Annotated in this window: 11 protein-coding genes and 1 tRNA gene; 7 read left to right on the top strand and 5 right to left on the bottom strand. The window is 41.1% G+C overall.

Going from position 1 to position 16,597, the window contains the following annotated elements; genetic code table 11:
- Window positions 1-182: 182 nt before the first annotated feature.
- Window positions 183-1,922: a ubiquinone-dependent pyruvate dehydrogenase gene (locus tag HMPREF9449_RS06885; RefSeq protein ID WP_009136532.1), complete on the bottom strand. Its 1,740-nt coding sequence runs from the start codon at window positions 1,920-1,922 to the stop codon at window positions 183-185.
- A 143-nt stretch (window positions 1,923-2,065) separates the two neighbouring features.
- On the opposite strand from HMPREF9449_RS06885, the gene HMPREF9449_RS06890 reads away from it, so the two are divergent.
- Window positions 2,066-2,140 (top strand) — tRNA-Glu (locus HMPREF9449_RS06890).
- A gap of 86 nt (window positions 2,141-2,226) precedes the next feature.
- Here HMPREF9449_RS06890 and HMPREF9449_RS06895 read toward each other — a convergent pair.
- From HMPREF9449_RS06895 to HMPREF9449_RS06910, 4 genes are all read right to left on the bottom strand, one after another.
- Window positions 2,227-3,780, bottom strand: coding sequence for a lytic transglycosylase domain-containing protein (locus HMPREF9449_RS06895; RefSeq protein ID WP_009136533.1), 1,554 nt, complete (start codon window positions 3,778-3,780; stop codon window positions 2,227-2,229).
- A gap of 11 nt (window positions 3,781-3,791) precedes the next feature.
- Window positions 3,792-4,457, bottom strand: coding sequence for a DUF5683 domain-containing protein (locus tag HMPREF9449_RS06900; protein WP_009136534.1), 666 nt, complete (start codon window positions 4,455-4,457; stop codon window positions 3,792-3,794).
- A 9-nt stretch (window positions 4,458-4,466) separates the two neighbouring features.
- Entirely contained in the window at window positions 4,467-5,357 is an 891-nt protein-coding gene (locus HMPREF9449_RS06905) for a ParB/RepB/Spo0J family partition protein (RefSeq protein WP_009136535.1), read from the bottom strand.
- A gap of 107 nt (window positions 5,358-5,464) precedes the next feature.
- Entirely contained in the window at window positions 5,465-6,238 is a 774-nt protein-coding gene (locus HMPREF9449_RS06910) for a ParA family protein (protein WP_009136536.1), read from the bottom strand.
- 271 nt (window positions 6,239-6,509) lie between these two features.
- Between HMPREF9449_RS06910 and HMPREF9449_RS06915 the strand changes: the two genes are divergently transcribed.
- The 6 genes from HMPREF9449_RS06915 to HMPREF9449_RS06940 all read left to right on the top strand — a co-directional run bounded on the left by HMPREF9449_RS06915 (window position 6,510) and on the right by HMPREF9449_RS06940 (window position 16,581).
- Entirely contained in the window at window positions 6,510-7,238 is a 729-nt protein-coding gene (locus HMPREF9449_RS06915; protein WP_009136537.1) for a DNA alkylation repair protein, read from the top strand.
- Window positions 7,239-7,470: 232 nt separating this feature from the next.
- Window positions 7,471-9,348, top strand: a complete 1,878-nt coding sequence (locus tag HMPREF9449_RS06920; RefSeq protein ID WP_009136538.1) for an ABC-F family ATP-binding cassette domain-containing protein — start codon at window positions 7,471-7,473, stop codon at window positions 9,346-9,348.
- A gap of 46 nt (window positions 9,349-9,394) precedes the next feature.
- Window positions 9,395-10,714 carry a tRNA lysidine(34) synthetase TilS gene (tilS, locus tag HMPREF9449_RS06925; RefSeq protein ID WP_009136539.1) on the top strand — a complete coding sequence of 440 codons (1,320 nt, stop codon included), beginning with the start codon at window positions 9,395-9,397 and terminating at the stop codon, window positions 10,712-10,714.
- Between the two features lie 155 nt (window positions 10,715-10,869).
- On the top strand, window positions 10,870-12,375 hold the full coding sequence (locus tag HMPREF9449_RS06930; RefSeq protein ID WP_009136540.1) for a TolC family protein: 1,506 nt from the start codon (window positions 10,870-10,872) through the stop codon (window positions 12,373-12,375).
- A 47-nt stretch (window positions 12,376-12,422) separates the two neighbouring features.
- Window positions 12,423-13,502: an efflux RND transporter periplasmic adaptor subunit gene (locus tag HMPREF9449_RS06935; RefSeq protein ID WP_009136541.1), complete on the top strand. Its 1,080-nt coding sequence runs from the start codon at window positions 12,423-12,425 to the stop codon at window positions 13,500-13,502.
- Between the two features lie 37 nt (window positions 13,503-13,539).
- Window positions 13,540-16,581 (top strand): efflux RND transporter permease subunit, encoded by a 3,042-nt coding sequence (locus HMPREF9449_RS06940; RefSeq protein ID WP_009136542.1) that lies wholly within the window; start codon window positions 13,540-13,542, stop codon window positions 16,579-16,581.
- Window positions 16,582-16,597 lie beyond the last annotated feature (16 nt).

The following is a 16,597-nucleotide window of genomic DNA, read 5'->3' on the forward strand; positions in this document are numbered from 1 at the left end:
CGTGGGGGAAATAATTATTATAAACAGATACATCGGAGAAATAATTTTCAAAATAAATTTTACATATAGCTTTAATATTCTGAACTTTATACAAAGGTATTCTCTCCTCTATTCTCCCCCCTCTTAGAAACGATTCGATCAGATTCAGCAAAAAAGGTCCGTCCCCGTGGGGGAAATAATTTTTACAATACTTCCCGAATATGTTTGTAATTGGAATGAATGGTATCTATTATTTCCCGGCTTTTCCCACTCATCAATAATTTATACATGGACCGTACAAAACCGGTCATCTGAGCCCATTCCACTTTTGGCGGCATAGCTAAAGCATCTGGGTCGGTCTTGATATCGACTAATACCGGACCTTCTCTTTTAAATACCTCTTTTAAAACCGGCATGACCTCCCCCGGAGCTAGTATACTATACCCTGGAATTTCCATGGCTTCAGCTACCCGGCTATAATCCGGATTTAACATATCAGTCTGCCAATCCGGTAGCCCGGCCACCTCCATCTCCAATTTTACCATTCCCAACGCCCGATTATTAAAGACAATGATTTTTATAGGAAGATGATATTGTACAATGGTACTCAAATCACCCAACAACATCGATAATCCCCCGTCCCCACACAAAGCCACCACCTGCCGGTCCGGAAAAGCCAAGGCTGCCCCGATAGCCTGCGGCATAGCATTCGCCATGGAACCGTGATTGAAGGATCCCAGCATTTTCCGTTTTCCGGTAGCCTGTAAATAACGGGCTCCCCATACGCAGGTCATCCCCGTATCGACGGTAAAGATTGCATTTTCCTTGGCTAATCCGTTGATGATAGACATGACAAATTCCGGATGAATACGTTCCTCACTCCCCCTTTCTTCTACATAAGTGTTCAACCGTTTTCTCACTTTTGCATAATCCGCCAACTGTTTTTTCAGGAAAGAATCGTCGGCATGCGGTTCTATCAGAGGAATAAGAGCCCGCAAGGTCGTTTTTATATCCCCGCAAAGCCCCATCTGTATTTTAGCTCTCCTCCCCAATCGCTCCGGATTGATATCCACTTGCACGATTGTATTGTGTTCCGGCATAAAAGAAGCATAAGGGAAATCCGTACCCAACATGAGGAGCACCTCCGCCTCATGCATACTATCATATCCGGAAGGCATTCCCAACAAACCCGTCATTCCTACTTCATAAGGATTATCGTACTGGATTTCCATTTTACTTTTAAATGAATAGGCTACCGGAGCATTTAAAAGTCCCGCCAACTCCACTAACTCATCGTGGGCATCTTTTGCACCTATGCCACAAAATAAAGTGATCTTGACCGCATGATTTAAAAGAGAAGCCAATTGCTGCAGTTCCCCTGGAGAAGGACAAATTTCAGCGGGAGCAGGAAAAATACAAGGAGAAGATAATCCCTTATCGGTAGCAGCTGAGGCCAAATCTCCAGGTATCCCGATGACAGCGACACCCTTACGGGTCAAAGCTTTCTGCATAGCTGCCTGCAACATCCGGGGTGCCTGTTCCGCAGTAATAGCCAGCTCGTTGTAAAAACTACAATCGCTGAATAATTTCAATGTATTGGTTTCCTGAAAATAATGGGTCCCGAATTCCTCCGAAACAATCGTCGAAGCAATCGCAATCACAGAAGCTCCCGAACGATGAGCATCATATAAGCCATTTATCAAATGCACATGACCGGGACCGCTACTTCCCCCACAGCAACCCAAACCACCGTGTAACTGAGCTTCCGCCCCCGCCGCAAAAGCCCCGGTCTCCTCGTGCCGTACATGTATCCATTGAATCTTTCCATTGCGCCTGACCGCATCATTTATCTGGTTTAAACTATCCCCTGTCACTGCATATATCCGTTTCACTCCGGCTTCAACTAACATTTCTACAATTTGTTCCGCTACCTTCTTTTCCATAATTATTGGTTTTATATTCCTATAAAACGCAATAAACCCAAAAATGTTAGGGAAACGGAAATTTTCACATTTTCAATTTTTCATTTGGACAATTCAAAAAACAATTCTATTTTTGTCCCGCCAATCTAAAATAGATTTTAAAAGGCGGTATCGTCTAGGGGTCAGGACGCAAGATTCTCATTCTTGAAACCCGGGTTCGATTCCCGGTACCGCTACCAGAGGTCCGTTTATACGGACCTCTTTTTTATCGGCCGGAAAAAACCAGAGGCAGAAATACGTGAAAGTTTAAATTCGAAGAAAAGATTCAGATCTTAATTTTCAATTTTTGACCAGGGCGGATATCTTTTACTTTACTTTCGCTAATACCGTTCCAACGCATGATATCTTTATTGGAAACTCCCGGATATTTTTTGGCGATAGACCAAAGATTTTCTCCCTTTTTAACCGTATAGTATACAAATTCGCCGTCTATCGTTTCCACTTTCGGCGCATCCGTCTCATTGGTTACCTTACCGACATAAGTGGCCTTATTTTTATATTGGTTGGCTTTTTTAGCCGATACATAAATCACCAATTTTTGTCCGACCCGTATGGTCATCTTCCGGTTCAGATTGTTCCAATATTTCAAATCAGCTAAGCGTACATTAAATTTAGCGGCAATTGCTCCCGGCACATCTCCACTCTTTACAGTATATACCAAACGGGCTTTATCTCCAGAAACTCCACTTACATAAGCATACTTTTTAAACCGTTCGTTGGGATTTGCCGTACGGTCGCTGTCGTCAAAGTATACCTTTCTTTTGTAGGCAAATATGGAATCCTGATTATCGATAAAACCGGACACATAATTATACGGCATTTTCAAAACATAAGCTTTCCCGAAACCGGCCGGAATAATATCCTTAATATACTGCGGATTAATATCTCTCAATTCCTCCACCGACACCTCCATATTTTTACAAATCTGATCGAAATGCAAAGCCTTCTCGATAATCACAGTATCACATAAACGGGGTAAAGTACTCTCTATCGGGTAAATATTATGCTCTTTATAATAATTAAATGAATACATGGCAGCAATAAAAGCCGGCACATACCCGCGTGTTTCCCGGGGTAAATGATAATAAATATCCCAGTAATTTTTCTTACCTCCGGAACGGCGAATAGCCTTATTTACATTTCCGGGACCGCAATTGTAGGCAGCAATCACCAGTATCCAGTCCCCATAAATATTATAAAGATCTTTCAGATAACAGATAGCAGCTTCCGTAGCCCTTGCCGGATCATAACGTTCATCGATATAGGAGTTAATCTCCAATTTATACATTTTACCGGTAGGATACATAAATTGCCATAATCCGCAAGCTCTGGCCCTGGAACGGGCCACCGGATTCAACGCACTTTCAATTACCGGTAAATATTTCAATTCCAAAGGCATTGAATTCGCCGCCAGAACTTCCTCAAACAAAGGAAAATAATATTCACTCAATCCCAGCATGGTAGCTAGCTGCTGACGCTTTTTCACCGTATACAATTCTATAAAATTCCGGACGATATTGTTATAAGACAATGTAATGGCAGAATTTAATGAATCCAGACGATATAAATAAACAGAATCCGGAAAGTAAGGAACCTGCCTGAAATTTTCCATTAAGAAAGTCGAATCCACATATTCCATTTCCCGCTGAAATTCCTGGGACCACTGAGTATAAGATTCGTCAATTGTGCGAATAAACGAATCCGCAATACTATCCCGAAGAGATTGTTCTGTAACCAACGTATCGTTCGATATACTTCCCTGAGCCTTTCCCATCGAACTGATTCCTAACAACACCAACACAACAAATAAACGCACCATTATCTTTCAGATTAAAAATTTAAAGTTAAAGTGAGACCGACCGAATTTCCGTTTGCAGGCGTATAAAACGCATTCGGTTGAACATTAAAGCTCAGGTCTTCATTGATTTCAAAATCGTAAAAATGAGCCGATACACAAGCCTCAATTACTTGTATAGCATAGATAGCCCCCATTGTAATATAAAGTAAATCCCGGTTTCGTTTAAAACTGTCTTTCTTATTTTTCAATTGAGTTTGAAAATTCAACTGCTGCTGGGGGGTAAAATTCTCAACCCCTCCTCCAATATACACTTTATCCCAGGAAGGATTTTGAGGATAAGGCAAATCAGGATCTTCGGCTTTAGCCTCAATATATAAAGTATAGTCGATAAAAGCTGTTTTATATTTTTTAAATTGCTTACTGTTCCAACTCAAGCCGTATACAGTAGCTCCCACTCCTCCGTATAAAATGGGCAATTTCCACCACCAGCCTTTTTTATTGTAGATCTGACCTGCCCCAGGCAATGCCAAAGCCAGAATAGTAGCCTTATGAGGAGAATGCGGTTTTTTATTTATAACTTCCTGAATTGAAAGTGTATCCGCTGCCACAAATAGTGTGTCAGGTTGGGGAGGAACATACTGAGCCCTAATTTCTATTCCCAGTACACAGATGAATAATATCAATAATAACTTCTTCACGTTCTCCGATTATCCTCCGACTTTATCCAGTAAACCAATAATTTTTTCCAGTTCGTCGTCCGATTTAAAACTGATCACTATCTTCCCTTTTCCGGTTTCGTTCCGTTTCAATTCGACTTTGGTATTAAATCGCTGAGCCAAATGTTTCTGCAAAGCAATATAATCCCCGATTTCCGTTTTTTTCCGAGAAAGAGTTCTTTCTTCTCCTTCCGTTTTCGGATTTGCTAATTCCCGAACGATTTCTTCCACTTTTCTGACAGAAAAATCATACTTCAGAATTTGTTCGAAAATCATAAACTGAGTTTCCGGATCTTCAATGCCGATAATTGCCCTGGCATGCCCCATACTGATCTTTTTATCCCGGATGGCCAATTGTATCGGCGCCGGTAACTTCAAAAGTCTCAGATAATTGGTAATAGTCGTTCTTTTTTTACCTACCCGTTCACTCAATCCGTCCTGAGTCAATTTACATTCATCCAATAAACGCTGATAACTGATAGCTACCTCTATTGCATTCAAATCTTCCCGTTGAATGTTTTCGATCAAAGCCAATTCCAGCAAACTCTCGTCTTCGGTTTTACGGATATAGGCCGGAATCGTTTCTGCTCCTGCAATTTTAGAAGCACGGAAACGCCGCTCTCCGGCGATTATCTCATATTTACCCTCCTCTATAGCCCGTACAGTGATAGGTTGTACAATCCCTATCGACTTTATTGAAGCAGCCAATTCATTCAAAGCTTCCTCGTCAAATTCCGTCCTGGGTTGAAAAGGATTCGGACGAATATCTTCCAATCTCAGCTCTTGAATAGCAGCAACAGCTTCCGGCCGCTGCTTGGGATCTTCAGCCGCATCTGTAATCAGCGCTCCTAAACCTCTTCCCAATGCACTTCTTTTTACCATATTTCTAACATTACAACAGCTTTACACTATATCTTAAATTCCTTAAAAGATTATTTCTTCTTTTAGCCACACGGTATTTTCTTTATCTGAATGTTTCGGTTTTCTTTTTATTCCTCGTTGTTTTTCCGTAATAATTCTTTGGCCAGATTCAGATAATTTACCGTCCCCCGGCATTCTGCATCATAAAGGATAACAGGCTGTCCGTAACTGGGCGCTTCCGCTAATTTTGTATTCCGCTGGATAATCGTTTCAAAAACCATATCTTCAAAATGCTTCTTTACCTCAGCTGCCACTTGATTGGACAATCTTAAACGAGCATCGTACATGGTCAGGACAAATCCCTCTATTTCCAATTCAGTATTCAAGCGTTTCTGGATAATTTTAATCGTATTGAGTAATTTTCCCAACCCTTCCAAAGCCAGATATTCACATTGAACCGGAATAATGACAGAATTAGCAGCCGTAAGAGAATTAACCGTAATTAAACCCAAAGAAGGAGAACAATCGATAATCACATAATCGTAATTATCCCGGATCGAATTCAATATCTTGGATAAAACTTTCTCCCGATTTTCAAAATTAAGCATTTCCAATTCTGCTCCCACTAAATCAATATTAGAAGGCAACAAAAACAACCCTTCAATCTCTGTCTTTAAAATAGCTTTCTCCGGCTCCAATCCATCCACAATACATTCATAGATCGTCGCATTCTCCAACTCTTTTAACTCATACCCCAAACCAGACGTAGCATTTCCCTGCGGATCAGCATCTACTAACAAAACTTTTTTCTCCAGCACTGCCAAGCTAGCAGCCAAATTAACAGAAGTTGTCGTTTTCCCCACACCTCCCTTTTGATTGGCAACAGCAATAATCTTAGACATAAATATCCATTTTAATTATGTGGTAAAAATACACATAAAAAGATAAACCTCCCTTTTTTCCCTTTATTTTTTAATAACAATAGAGCGTTTTTTACTAACACTATCTAAAAATTTCATTTCTTTCCTTTTCACAAACTGTATGGCAGTAAAAACGAACCGAATGATCTGCAAATTTAAAATTGTTTGTTATTTTTATTATTTAAAAAGGAAAAAAGAAAAAGAAAAAAGCTTATTTTGAATTTTCATTTAACATCGTTTACAAAAAAATTTTATGAATTCATCTGATATTGTCTGTGAATTAAAAGCTGCCGGTAATCCGGAAAAAGCCCGTCATCTCTCTCATTTTTTTAAAACCGGCAAAGGAGAATACGGAGAAGGAGATCTTTTCTTAGGAGTTACCGTACCGGAACAAAGAAATATTGCCCGGAAATACCACCAAGCCCCTCCCGAAGTGCTGGAAGAACTGATCATTTCCCCCTGGCACGAATGCCGGCTGACCGCCTTGCTGATTTTAGTCTACCAATTTGAACACCGGAAAACAAAAGAAGAGCAGGAGAAATGCATTGATTTTTATATTACCCATACCGATTATATCAATAACTGGGATCTGGTGGACCTTTCCTGTTATAAAATTCTGGGAAAATGGCTGGCAGACAAAGACCGTTCTCTCTTATACGACTGGGCCAGAGGCAATCATTTGTGGAAACAAAGAATCGCTATGGTCAGTTGTATGCATTTTATCCGGCAAGGAGATTTTAAAGACGGATTAGCCATAGCAGATATATTACTGCAACATTCCCACGATCTTATTCAGAAAGCAGTAGGCTGGCTCCTCCGGGAAATCGGTAAAAAAGATAAACAGACCCTGACGGACTTTCTGGCGAAGCGGTATAACCGAATGCCCCGGACCGCCCTCCGTTATGCGATCGAACGCTTTCCCGAAGAAGAAAGGAAAAGCTATCTGATCCGCAATTTTAAATCGGAGCGTCCCAACAGTTAAAGAATGAACAGCCACATTGCCGGATTCAGGCTTTACGGATTAAGGAAAGCAACTTCCCGATTGTCATCGTAATCCGAACCCAAGGTTCGTTAAACCGTGAGTTGCCAGACGAATGTCAAGCCAGTAGAAAGTATCGTTACCCCTCTCCGCATTTAAACATTTATCCACTTGAACATTTCTATCAAATCCATAATTTTAATACCTTTGCTCCACATTCAGTATATTCAAATTTATGATCAGTTATTTACAAGTAGAAAATTTAAGTAAACGTTTCGGCGAACAATTATTATTTGAAAACATCTCTTTCGGTATAGGAAAAAACCAAAAAGTATCCCTGATTGCCAAAAACGGGATGGGCAAATCCACTCTCTTACAAATTATTGCCGGAAAAGACAGTCCGGAATCCGGAAGCGTTATTTTCCGTAACGATATTACAATTGGCTATTTAGAACAAAATCCCGCCCTCCAAGAGGAAAACACGGTTTTTGAAGAAGTTTTCAGTTCCGATTCTCCTATCTTAAATCTGATCAAAGCCTATGAAAAAGCTGTGGCTCAAAATGACCTCCGGCAACTGGAAGAATTACTTCCCCAAATGGATACTTATAATGCCTGGGATTACGACAATACCATCAAACAGATTTTATCGGAGCTCAAAATAAACACTTACGAAAAAAAGATTGCCCACCTGTCCGGAGGACAGCGAAAAAGAGTGGGCCTGGCTAAAGTTCTGATCAGCAATCCGGACTTTCTGATTCTGGATGAACCGACCAATCACCTCGATATCGAAATGACAGAATGGTTGGAAGAGTATCTGGAAAAATCGAATGTAACCTTACTGATGGTTACCCACGACCGATATTTTCTGGATCGGGTGTGTTCCCACATCATCGAAATCGATGAATTCGGACTTTTCACTTACGAAGGAAATTATTCGTATTATTTGGAAAAACGAGCCCAACGGATTGAAACCCGGAATGCAACCATAGACAAAGCCAAAAATCTGCTTCGGACAGAGCAGGAATGGATGCGTCGTATGCCACAGGCCCGTAGTCACAAAGCCCGTTACCGCATCGACAATTTCTATAAAATTAAAGAAATCGCTTCCCAGAAAACCGATGAAAAAACATTGGAACTGGACATCAAAGGCCAGCGTTTAGGAAAAAAAATCCTGGAACTGGAACATATCAGTAAAAGTTTTGAAAATCATACTCTGATTCAGGATTTCTCTTACAAATTTGTACGGGGTGAAAAAATCGGAATCGTCGGAAAAAATGGAATCGGAAAATCAACTTTTCTGAATATCATCACTCAGAATTTAGCTCCCGACAGCGGCACAATCGAAATCGGGGAAACCGTGGCATACGGATATTATAAACAATCCGGGATACAATTTCAGGAAACAGACCGGGTAATCGACATTGTAAAGAATATAGCAGAACGTATCGATTTGGGAAACGGGCGCGTCTTATCCGCTTCTCAATTTCTGGAATATTTTCTCTTTACCGATAAACAGCAATATTCCCTGGTTGAAAAATTAAGCGGAGGGGAACGCAGACGCCTCTATTTACTTACAGTCCTGATGCGTAATCCCAATTTTTTAATTCTGGATGAACCGACAAACGATTTGGACATTGTCACCCTAAATGTGCTGGAAGAATACCTGAAAAGTTTCAAGGGCTGCCTGCTTATCGTTTCACACGACCGTTTTTTTATGGATAAAGTTTCCGACCGGATTTTTGCCTTTGAAGGGAACGGAATAATCAAGGATTTCCCCGGGAATTATACTCAATATAAGAATAAAAAAGAGGAGGAAGAAGAACAACGGCAGAAAGAACAAAAAAAACAAACAACTCAGCAAGCTGCCGTACAACCTTCCGGGCCAACTGACAAAACGCAAAAGCGAAAACTCAGTTATAAGGAAAAGCTGGAAATGCAGCAACTGGAACAAGAAATAGAGCAATTGAATACAGAAAAGACCGATATAGAAACGGCCCTCAATTCCGGAACACTATCCAACGACCAATTGTTACAACAATCCCAACGGATAGCAAAAATTATTGAATTGCTGGATGAAAAAGAAATGCGCTGGCTGGAACTAAGCGAAATATAAATCACGAATTTCGGTTCATTTTCATATTTTTGGATAGATAAATAGAATGCAGGAAATTATCAAAGAATTTTTAAAAACTCATCGGATCCCGGAAAAAGCAAAATTTATAATTGCCGTTAGCGGGGGACCGGATTCTATTGCGCTTTTGCATCTGTTTAAATACCTCAATCTGAACATTCTCGCTCTCCATTGCAATTTCGGCCTCAGGGGCAAAGAATCCAATAGAGACGAACAATTCGTCAAGCGTTTTTGCGACTTGTACGGTATTTCCCTTAGTGTAAAACAGTTCCAGACAAACCGTTATGCTGAAGAAAAAGGAATTAGCATTGAAATGGCTGCGCGGGAATTGCGCTATGAATGGTTTCGGGAAATGAAAAACAAAAAAAAGATGGATTATATCGTCACCGCTCATCATGCTGACGATCTGGCCGAAACTATTTTTATCAATATCTGCCGCGGCACCGGTCTAAAAGGACTCACCGGGATCAAACCCGTCAACGGTGATCTTTTACGTCCCCTCCTGGATTGCTCCCGCACAGATATCCTGCAGTATATCGAACAACACCAACTGGGATTCCGCACAGATTCTACCAACAATTCGCTGGAATTTGTCCGGAATAAAATCAGACATAAAATAATTCCGGTATGCAAGGAAATTAATCCCGCTTTTCTGGATATCATCCGGGAAAATTGCGAAATCCTAAAGGAAACCGAAGAAATCTATACCTATGCTATCGAAAAACTGAAAAAAGAAGTTACCGACTATAAGAACGGAGAAGTTCTCCTCCATATCCAAAAAATACTGGCCTCTCCGGCCCCCTATACTCTATTGTATGAAATACTGAAACCTACCGGTTTTAATAAAACCCAGGTCCGGGATATCCTGAATAGCAGTGAATCCACTCCGGGAAAACAATTTATATCCGGAAAATTTATCCTTACAAAAGGAAGAGATTATTGGAGACTTTTCGAATCGCATTCCACTCCCTTTATCCCTCTGCAAATCGAACAGCCAGGAAACTATGAAATCAATGGAATTCCCTATCGGTTCGAACTTGTCCCCGCCGGAAGTCCCCTCCCTACTAACCCTGCTATCGCTTGTCTGGATGCCGATAAGGCCATTTTTCCCCTCACCATCCGCTCCTGGGAAAAAGGCGACCGCTTCTGTCCCCTGGGTATGAAAAAACTTCAAAAAAAATTGAGCGACTTTTTTACAGACCTAAAATTCAGTCCCAAACAAAAAAGGGAATGCCTGCTCTTACTCTCCTCCAATCAAATTGCCTGGGTAATCGGTTACCGTATAGACGACCGCTTTAAAACAGGTCCGCTTACTCGACGCATCCTTAAAATTTATCCGCTCCAATAGCTTTTTTATTTCTGCTAATTCATTTTTTCATTAAAACAACTAATTTTTTAGTTAAAAGTTTTCATGTTTCTGCATTAAATTCTAAATTTGTCAATATAAACAAGATTACAAAAAAGGAACTGAATCCTATTTTGGAATTTCAAACTTTATCAGGAATGAAAAGTATTGTATTATTAGCGACATTTTTCCTTTTCCAACAAGTCTATTCCCAAGAAAAAAGACAGGCAGAACTCACGCTGACGGAACATTTGAATTTGCAGGAAGTCATTACGTTAGCCCGGCAGCGTTCCACAGATGCCATTCTTTATCGGCATCAATTTCTGAGCGCATATTGGCAATACCGTTCTTTTCGGGCAGAGCTCCTTCCTTCTCTCAATTTAGGTTTGGTCGCTCCGAATTTCAGTCATAGTTTGGTGGCCCTTCAAAACTCCGAGACCGGGGAATATAAGTATGTACAGGACTATGCCATGCGAAACAGTGTAAACCTTTCCATCGACCAGAATATTGCTGCTACCGGAGGTAAAGTAGCCTTGTATTCCAGTCTGGAGCGTTTGGATCAGTTTGAACCCCAGCGTTATCATCTTTATAATACCAATCCGGTCAGTATCACTTATACCCAACCGATATTCGGGAGTTTCAATAAACTAAAATGGGATAAAAAAATAGAACCGGAAGCTTATGAAAGAGCGAAAATAAATTATCTGGAAGCCATGGAAGGCGTAACGGTAAAAGCAGTAGATCTTTTTTTTACTTTAGTCAGTGCCCAGCAAAAAATGAAGATGGCCCGGACAAATTATCAAAATACGGAAAAGAATTACCACATTGCTCAGGAAAGATTTAAAATCGGGACGGTCACTCAAAACGATCTTATGCAATTGGAGCTACGCATGCTTAACGACGGAATGACGATCAGCCAGATGGAGACAGAAGTAAAAACTGCCCAATTTGAGCTGGCTTCTTTTTTAGGTTATCCCCAATCCGGAGTGAATTTTGAATTGACGCTTCCCGAAACAATTCCCCCCCTGAATCTCAATTATTCAGATGTATATGAATTGTCGATCCGCAATACGTCTTTTAAGCTGGATCAGAAAATTCTACTATTACGGGCCGAAATGGCCATTGCTCAGGCAAAAGCAAACCGGGGAGCACAAGCAGAATTTTTTGCCCAATTCGGGCTCAACCAGAGTGCCGCCGAACTGAATGGTAGCTACCGGAATCCTCAGGACCAGGAAAATGTCCGTTTAGGAATTCAAATCCCGCTTATGGACTGGGGTATGGGCAAAGGAAGAGTTAAAACGGCACAATCCCAGATGAACGTCATCCAAACCCAGATCAAACAACAACTGACCGATCACCAGCAAGATATAATGATTCGGGTACTCCAATTTAACAATCAGGCTACCCAATGCCGGATATCGGAAAAAGCAAATGAAGTAGCCCAAAAACGCTACGACCTCTCCATGGAATTATTTAAAAAAGGGACTTTAAGTGTATTGGAATTCAATACGGCACAAACCGAAAAAGACGAAGCGGTCAGCCGGTTTATTACGGAAGTATACAATTACTGGAAGTATTATTATTCCCTTCAGCAATCTACCTTATATAATTTCCTGGAAACCCGGAATATCTCGGAAGATTTTGACAAATTGATACAGAACTGAGCTCTCGGGGCCAGCTTATAAATATTTTACCTCTAAACCGAATGAAGATGAAATACCGGAACGTAAGATTATTTTTACTATTGATCATTTGCATTACCGGCTGCAAATCACCCGTACCACAGGAGGCAAGTGAAACCGGGCGAAAAAAATACGAAATAGAAAAAAATCCGGTCGATACGCTTATACTGCGCAAAAAAGACTTTCATAGTCAGTTGTTGAGTAACGGAAAGCTAAGAGCCCGGAACAAAAGTGTTTTAAAATTTGCAACCACCGGTATTGTACGTCAATTAAATGTTAAAAACGGAAGTGCGGTCGCTGCAGGAGAGATCATTGCCGTATTGGACACCTGCGAGGCGGCTCTTCAATGGGAACAAGCACTTAACCAAATGGATAAAGCATCCATCGAACTGGAAGATAAATTATTGGGATATGGTTATAACATCAGGGATTCCCTGCAAATTCCTCCGGAAACGATGCGAATCGCCCGGATCCACAGCGGATATAACGATGCCTTAGCCCATTTACAAATGGCCCGTTTCCAACTGGATCAATGCACTTTAAGGGCGCCCGTCGGAGGAAAAATAGCCAATCTGCACACCCATTTACATGAATACCCGGAAGGGAACGAATTCTGTGAAATCATCAACGACCGTACCTTCGAAGTAGAATTTACGATTCTGGAAAACGAATTGAAAACCATTTATACCGGACAAAAAGTTTTAGTGGCCACTTTTACGAATCCGGATAAAAAATATCCGGGATATATCACAGAAATTAATCCGACAGTAGATGAAAACGGACAAATCAAGGTAATCGCTCAATTTCCAAACCCGGGGCATTTACTGGATGGGATGAATGTAAAAATACAGGTCGAAAGCATTATCCCCGGCCAGTTTGTCGTTCCTAAAAGCGCTGTGCTGATCCGTGACAATCAGGAAGTACTCTTCAGAATTAATGAAGAAGGGAAAGCCGACTGGACTTATGTACATATTGTAAGGACCAATAACGATAGTTATGTGGTGACTGCCAACCGGGAAAAAAGAGTAGAACTCAAGGAAGGAGATATTATTATTACCTCAGGCAATTTGAATCTGGCTCATGAGTCCCTGGTAGAAATTAAAAAATAAGGAAGGTATATCGCTTTTTATTAAAAACAAAAATCCTATGGTTGAATTTCTGATAAAAAGACCCATCGCAGTGACTATGTCCCTGATTGCCGTATTGGTACTCGGCATATTAGCTGCCAATTTCCTCCCTGTTTCTTTAATGCCGGAAGTAAAAATCCCGCAAGTTACGGTTCAGGTTACTGCAGAAAATCTTTCAGCCCGGGAATTAGATGCCACCGTGGTGAAACCTTTACGGAATCAATTGACTCAACTCAACCACCTGAAAAACATCCGGACAGAAACCCGGGATGGCAGCAGCACTATTTTTATGGAATTTGAACACGGTTCGGACATCGATTTTATATTTATAGAAGTAAATGAAAAAATAGACCGCACCACTCTCCCCAAAGACATAGAACGCCCCCGCACCCTGAAAGCAAATGCGACAGATATCCCGGCTTTCTATCTCAATCTCACCCTGAAAGAGAATATTCCTCAACAGACAGCAGACATACAGAAATTCATAGAACTAAGTAAATTCGGCCTTTCGGTTATCTCTAAGCGAATCGAACAAATTCCGGAAGTAGCCATGGTCGATATCAGCGGACAAATCCTTTCAGAAATTTCAATTATCCCGAACCTCCCCAAACTGCAAGCCCTCCACATAGAAGTAGCCGATTTGGAAAAGGCTATTCTGGGAAATAATATCAATTTGGGAAACCTGACCATCAGAGATGGGGAATATCAGTACAATATCCGTTTTTCTTCTACCCTGACCCAAAAAGAAGATATCGAAAATGTATATTGTAAAATCAACGGCCGTTTGTACCAAATTAAAGATCTGGCCCAAGTCAAGGAAGTTCCCCAAGGACAGATCGGTTTTGTAAAATCAGACGGGAAATCCGCTCTTACCTTGGCCATTGTCAAGCAAGCCGATGCCCGTATGTCCGATCTGAAAAAAGAAATTCACCAACTGACGGAAACTTTTCGGAAGGACTATCCCCACATCGATTTTACCATCACCCGCGACCAAACGGCTCTATTGGATTATTCTATCGACAATCTCACCCAAAATCTACTGGTGGGTATTCTGCTGGCTTGTCTGGTTATCTTTTTCTTTATGCAGGACTTCCGCTCTCCCCTTCTCATTACCTTGACCATCCCGATCTCACTGATTATTACCCTGCTTTGTATGTTTGTCACTCGTATTTCCCTAAATGTTATTTCTTTATCCGGTATCGTACTCGGAGTAGGGATGATGGTCGACAATTCCATTATTGTCATCGATAATATCACACAGAAGTGGGACAAAGGCGAAAAACTGAAAACTGCTGTCATCAAAGGAACAAACGAAGTTTTTACTCCGATGTTAAGTTCTGTACTTACGACTTGTTCCGTTTTTATCCCCCTTATCTTTATGAGCGGTATTTCCGGAGCTCTGTTTTATGATCAGGCAATGGCCGTCACAATCGGCCTGTTCTCTTCCCTGGCTGTATCCCTCATCGTTATTCCGGTTTATTATTATAGGTTTTATAAAAAACAGGAAAAACGCTCCCGTAACCGTTTCCTGTCCCGCTTCCATCTGATGGATTATGAGAAAATATATGAAAACGGACTGAAATGGATTTTCCGCCATCAGGTCCTGACCTGGGGCATTCTAATCGGAATGATTGCTGGTAGCTGCGGAATTTATCTGGTAATTGAAAAGAGAAAATTTCCTCCTATCACGCAAAACGATTTGCTGTTGAATATCGAATGGAACAAACGTATCAATGCAGTTGAAAATGAGAGGCGTACTTCCCGCCTGACCGATCATCTAAAGCCTTTGCTTTCACAATATACAGTCATGGCCGGTAGTCAAAAGTTTCTGCTTTCACACACCAAAGAGAATTCAGTATCCGAAGCCATTGTGTACTTGAAAACCGTCCATCCCGACAGTATTCCGGTTTTAAAAGAAAAAATCCGCTCTTATCTGGAAAATAATTATCCGGAAGCCCTTTATTCTACAGAAAGTTCCGGAAATATTTTCGATATGATTTTTGCCGAAAAAGAACCGACTTTAGTAGCCCGGATCCGAAGTATAAACGGGAAATCCCCGGAACCCGATCTACTCAATCAATTACTCCGTTCCATCCGGGATAAACTCCCCTCCATACACATCGAACCGGTAGCCTGGCAAGAAGTTGTACAACTCCTCACCCAACCGGATCTGATGACCTTGTATGGGATTGATTATAACCGCCTTTTCTATAAATTGAAAAGTGCTTTCAACGAAAACCGTATCTTTTATATGAACGAAGGCGAATATTCGATTCCCGTACTTCTCGGCGAGGAAGAAAAAACGCTCCAACATATCCTTCGCACTACCACGGTAAAAAATGATGCAGGAATCGATATTCCACTTTCTTTACTCCTCAGGGAAAACCGGATCAACGACCTGAAAAACATTATCTCCGGAGCGGAAGGTGAATACTATCCGCTTCAACTGGAAGTAAAAGAAAAAAACATTCCGGATATTACACAACAAATCACAGCGGTTGTGGCAGCCGACCGGAATTTCGAAGTGAGCTTCAGCGGAAGTTACTATTCCAACCGGGAAATGATAAAAGAACTATCCGCCATCCTGGTTGTTTCTCTGCTATTGCTGTATTTTATCCTGGCGGCACAATTCGAATCGCTGATACAACCTCTCATCATCTTGTCTGAAATCGGCATCGATTTATTCGGAGCTCTTTTCCTGCTCTGGATTTGCGGTTCCAGTATCAATATTATGTCGATGATCGGCATTATCGTGATGTGCGGAATCGTGATCAACGATTCTATTTTGAAAGTGGACACCATCAACCGATTACGCAAAGAAGGCAAAGGCTTGCTAAAAGCAATCCTCATGGCAGGCAACAAACGGCTTAAACCGATTATAATGACCTCCCTGACTACGATATTAGCAATACTCCCTTTTTTATTTACCGGGAATTTAGGGGCCGATCTGCAATTTCCGCTTTCACTGGCCATTATCGGAGGTATGACAGTGGGAACAATCGTAAGTGTTTATTTTATTCCCCTGGGGTATTATTATATATACAAAATCCGTCAGAGCTAAAAAGAGAAAAAGACTG

The sequence above is a fragment of the Odoribacter laneus YIT 12061 genome (assembly GCF_000243215.1).
GTDB classification, from domain to species: domain Bacteria; phylum Bacteroidota; class Bacteroidia; order Bacteroidales; family Marinifilaceae; genus Culturomica; species Culturomica lanea.

What these genes read in the sequence shown, in the direction of transcription:
- HMPREF9449_RS06895 (WP_009136533.1), bottom strand. Translation starts at nt 3,780, where the DNA reads ATGGTGCGTTTATTTGTTGTGTTGGTGTTGTTAGGAATCAGTTCGATG.
- HMPREF9449_RS06930 (WP_009136540.1), top strand. Translation starts at nt 10,870, where the DNA reads ATGAAAAGTATTGTATTATTAGCGACATTTTTCCTTTTCCAACAAGTC.
- HMPREF9449_RS06915 (WP_009136537.1), top strand. Translation starts at nt 6,510, where the DNA reads ATGAATTCATCTGATATTGTCTGTGAATTAAAAGCTGCCGGTAATCCG.
- tilS (WP_009136539.1), top strand. Translation starts at nt 9,395, where the DNA reads ATGCAGGAAATTATCAAAGAATTTTTAAAAACTCATCGGATCCCGGAA.
- HMPREF9449_RS06885 (WP_009136532.1), bottom strand. Translation starts at nt 1,922, where the DNA reads ATGGAAAAGAAGGTAGCGGAACAAATTGTAGAAATGTTAGTTGAAGCC.
- HMPREF9449_RS06935 (WP_009136541.1), top strand. Translation starts at nt 12,423, where the DNA reads ATGAAATACCGGAACGTAAGATTATTTTTACTATTGATCATTTGCATT.
- HMPREF9449_RS06905 (WP_009136535.1), bottom strand. Translation starts at nt 5,357, where the DNA reads ATGGTAAAAAGAAGTGCATTGGGAAGAGGTTTAGGAGCGCTGATTACA.
- HMPREF9449_RS06920 (WP_009136538.1), top strand. Translation starts at nt 7,471, where the DNA reads ATGATCAGTTATTTACAAGTAGAAAATTTAAGTAAACGTTTCGGCGAA.
- HMPREF9449_RS06910 (WP_009136536.1), bottom strand. Translation starts at nt 6,238, where the DNA reads ATGTCTAAGATTATTGCTGTTGCCAATCAAAAGGGAGGTGTGGGGAAA.
- HMPREF9449_RS06940 (WP_009136542.1), top strand. Translation starts at nt 13,540, where the DNA reads ATGGTTGAATTTCTGATAAAAAGACCCATCGCAGTGACTATGTCCCTG.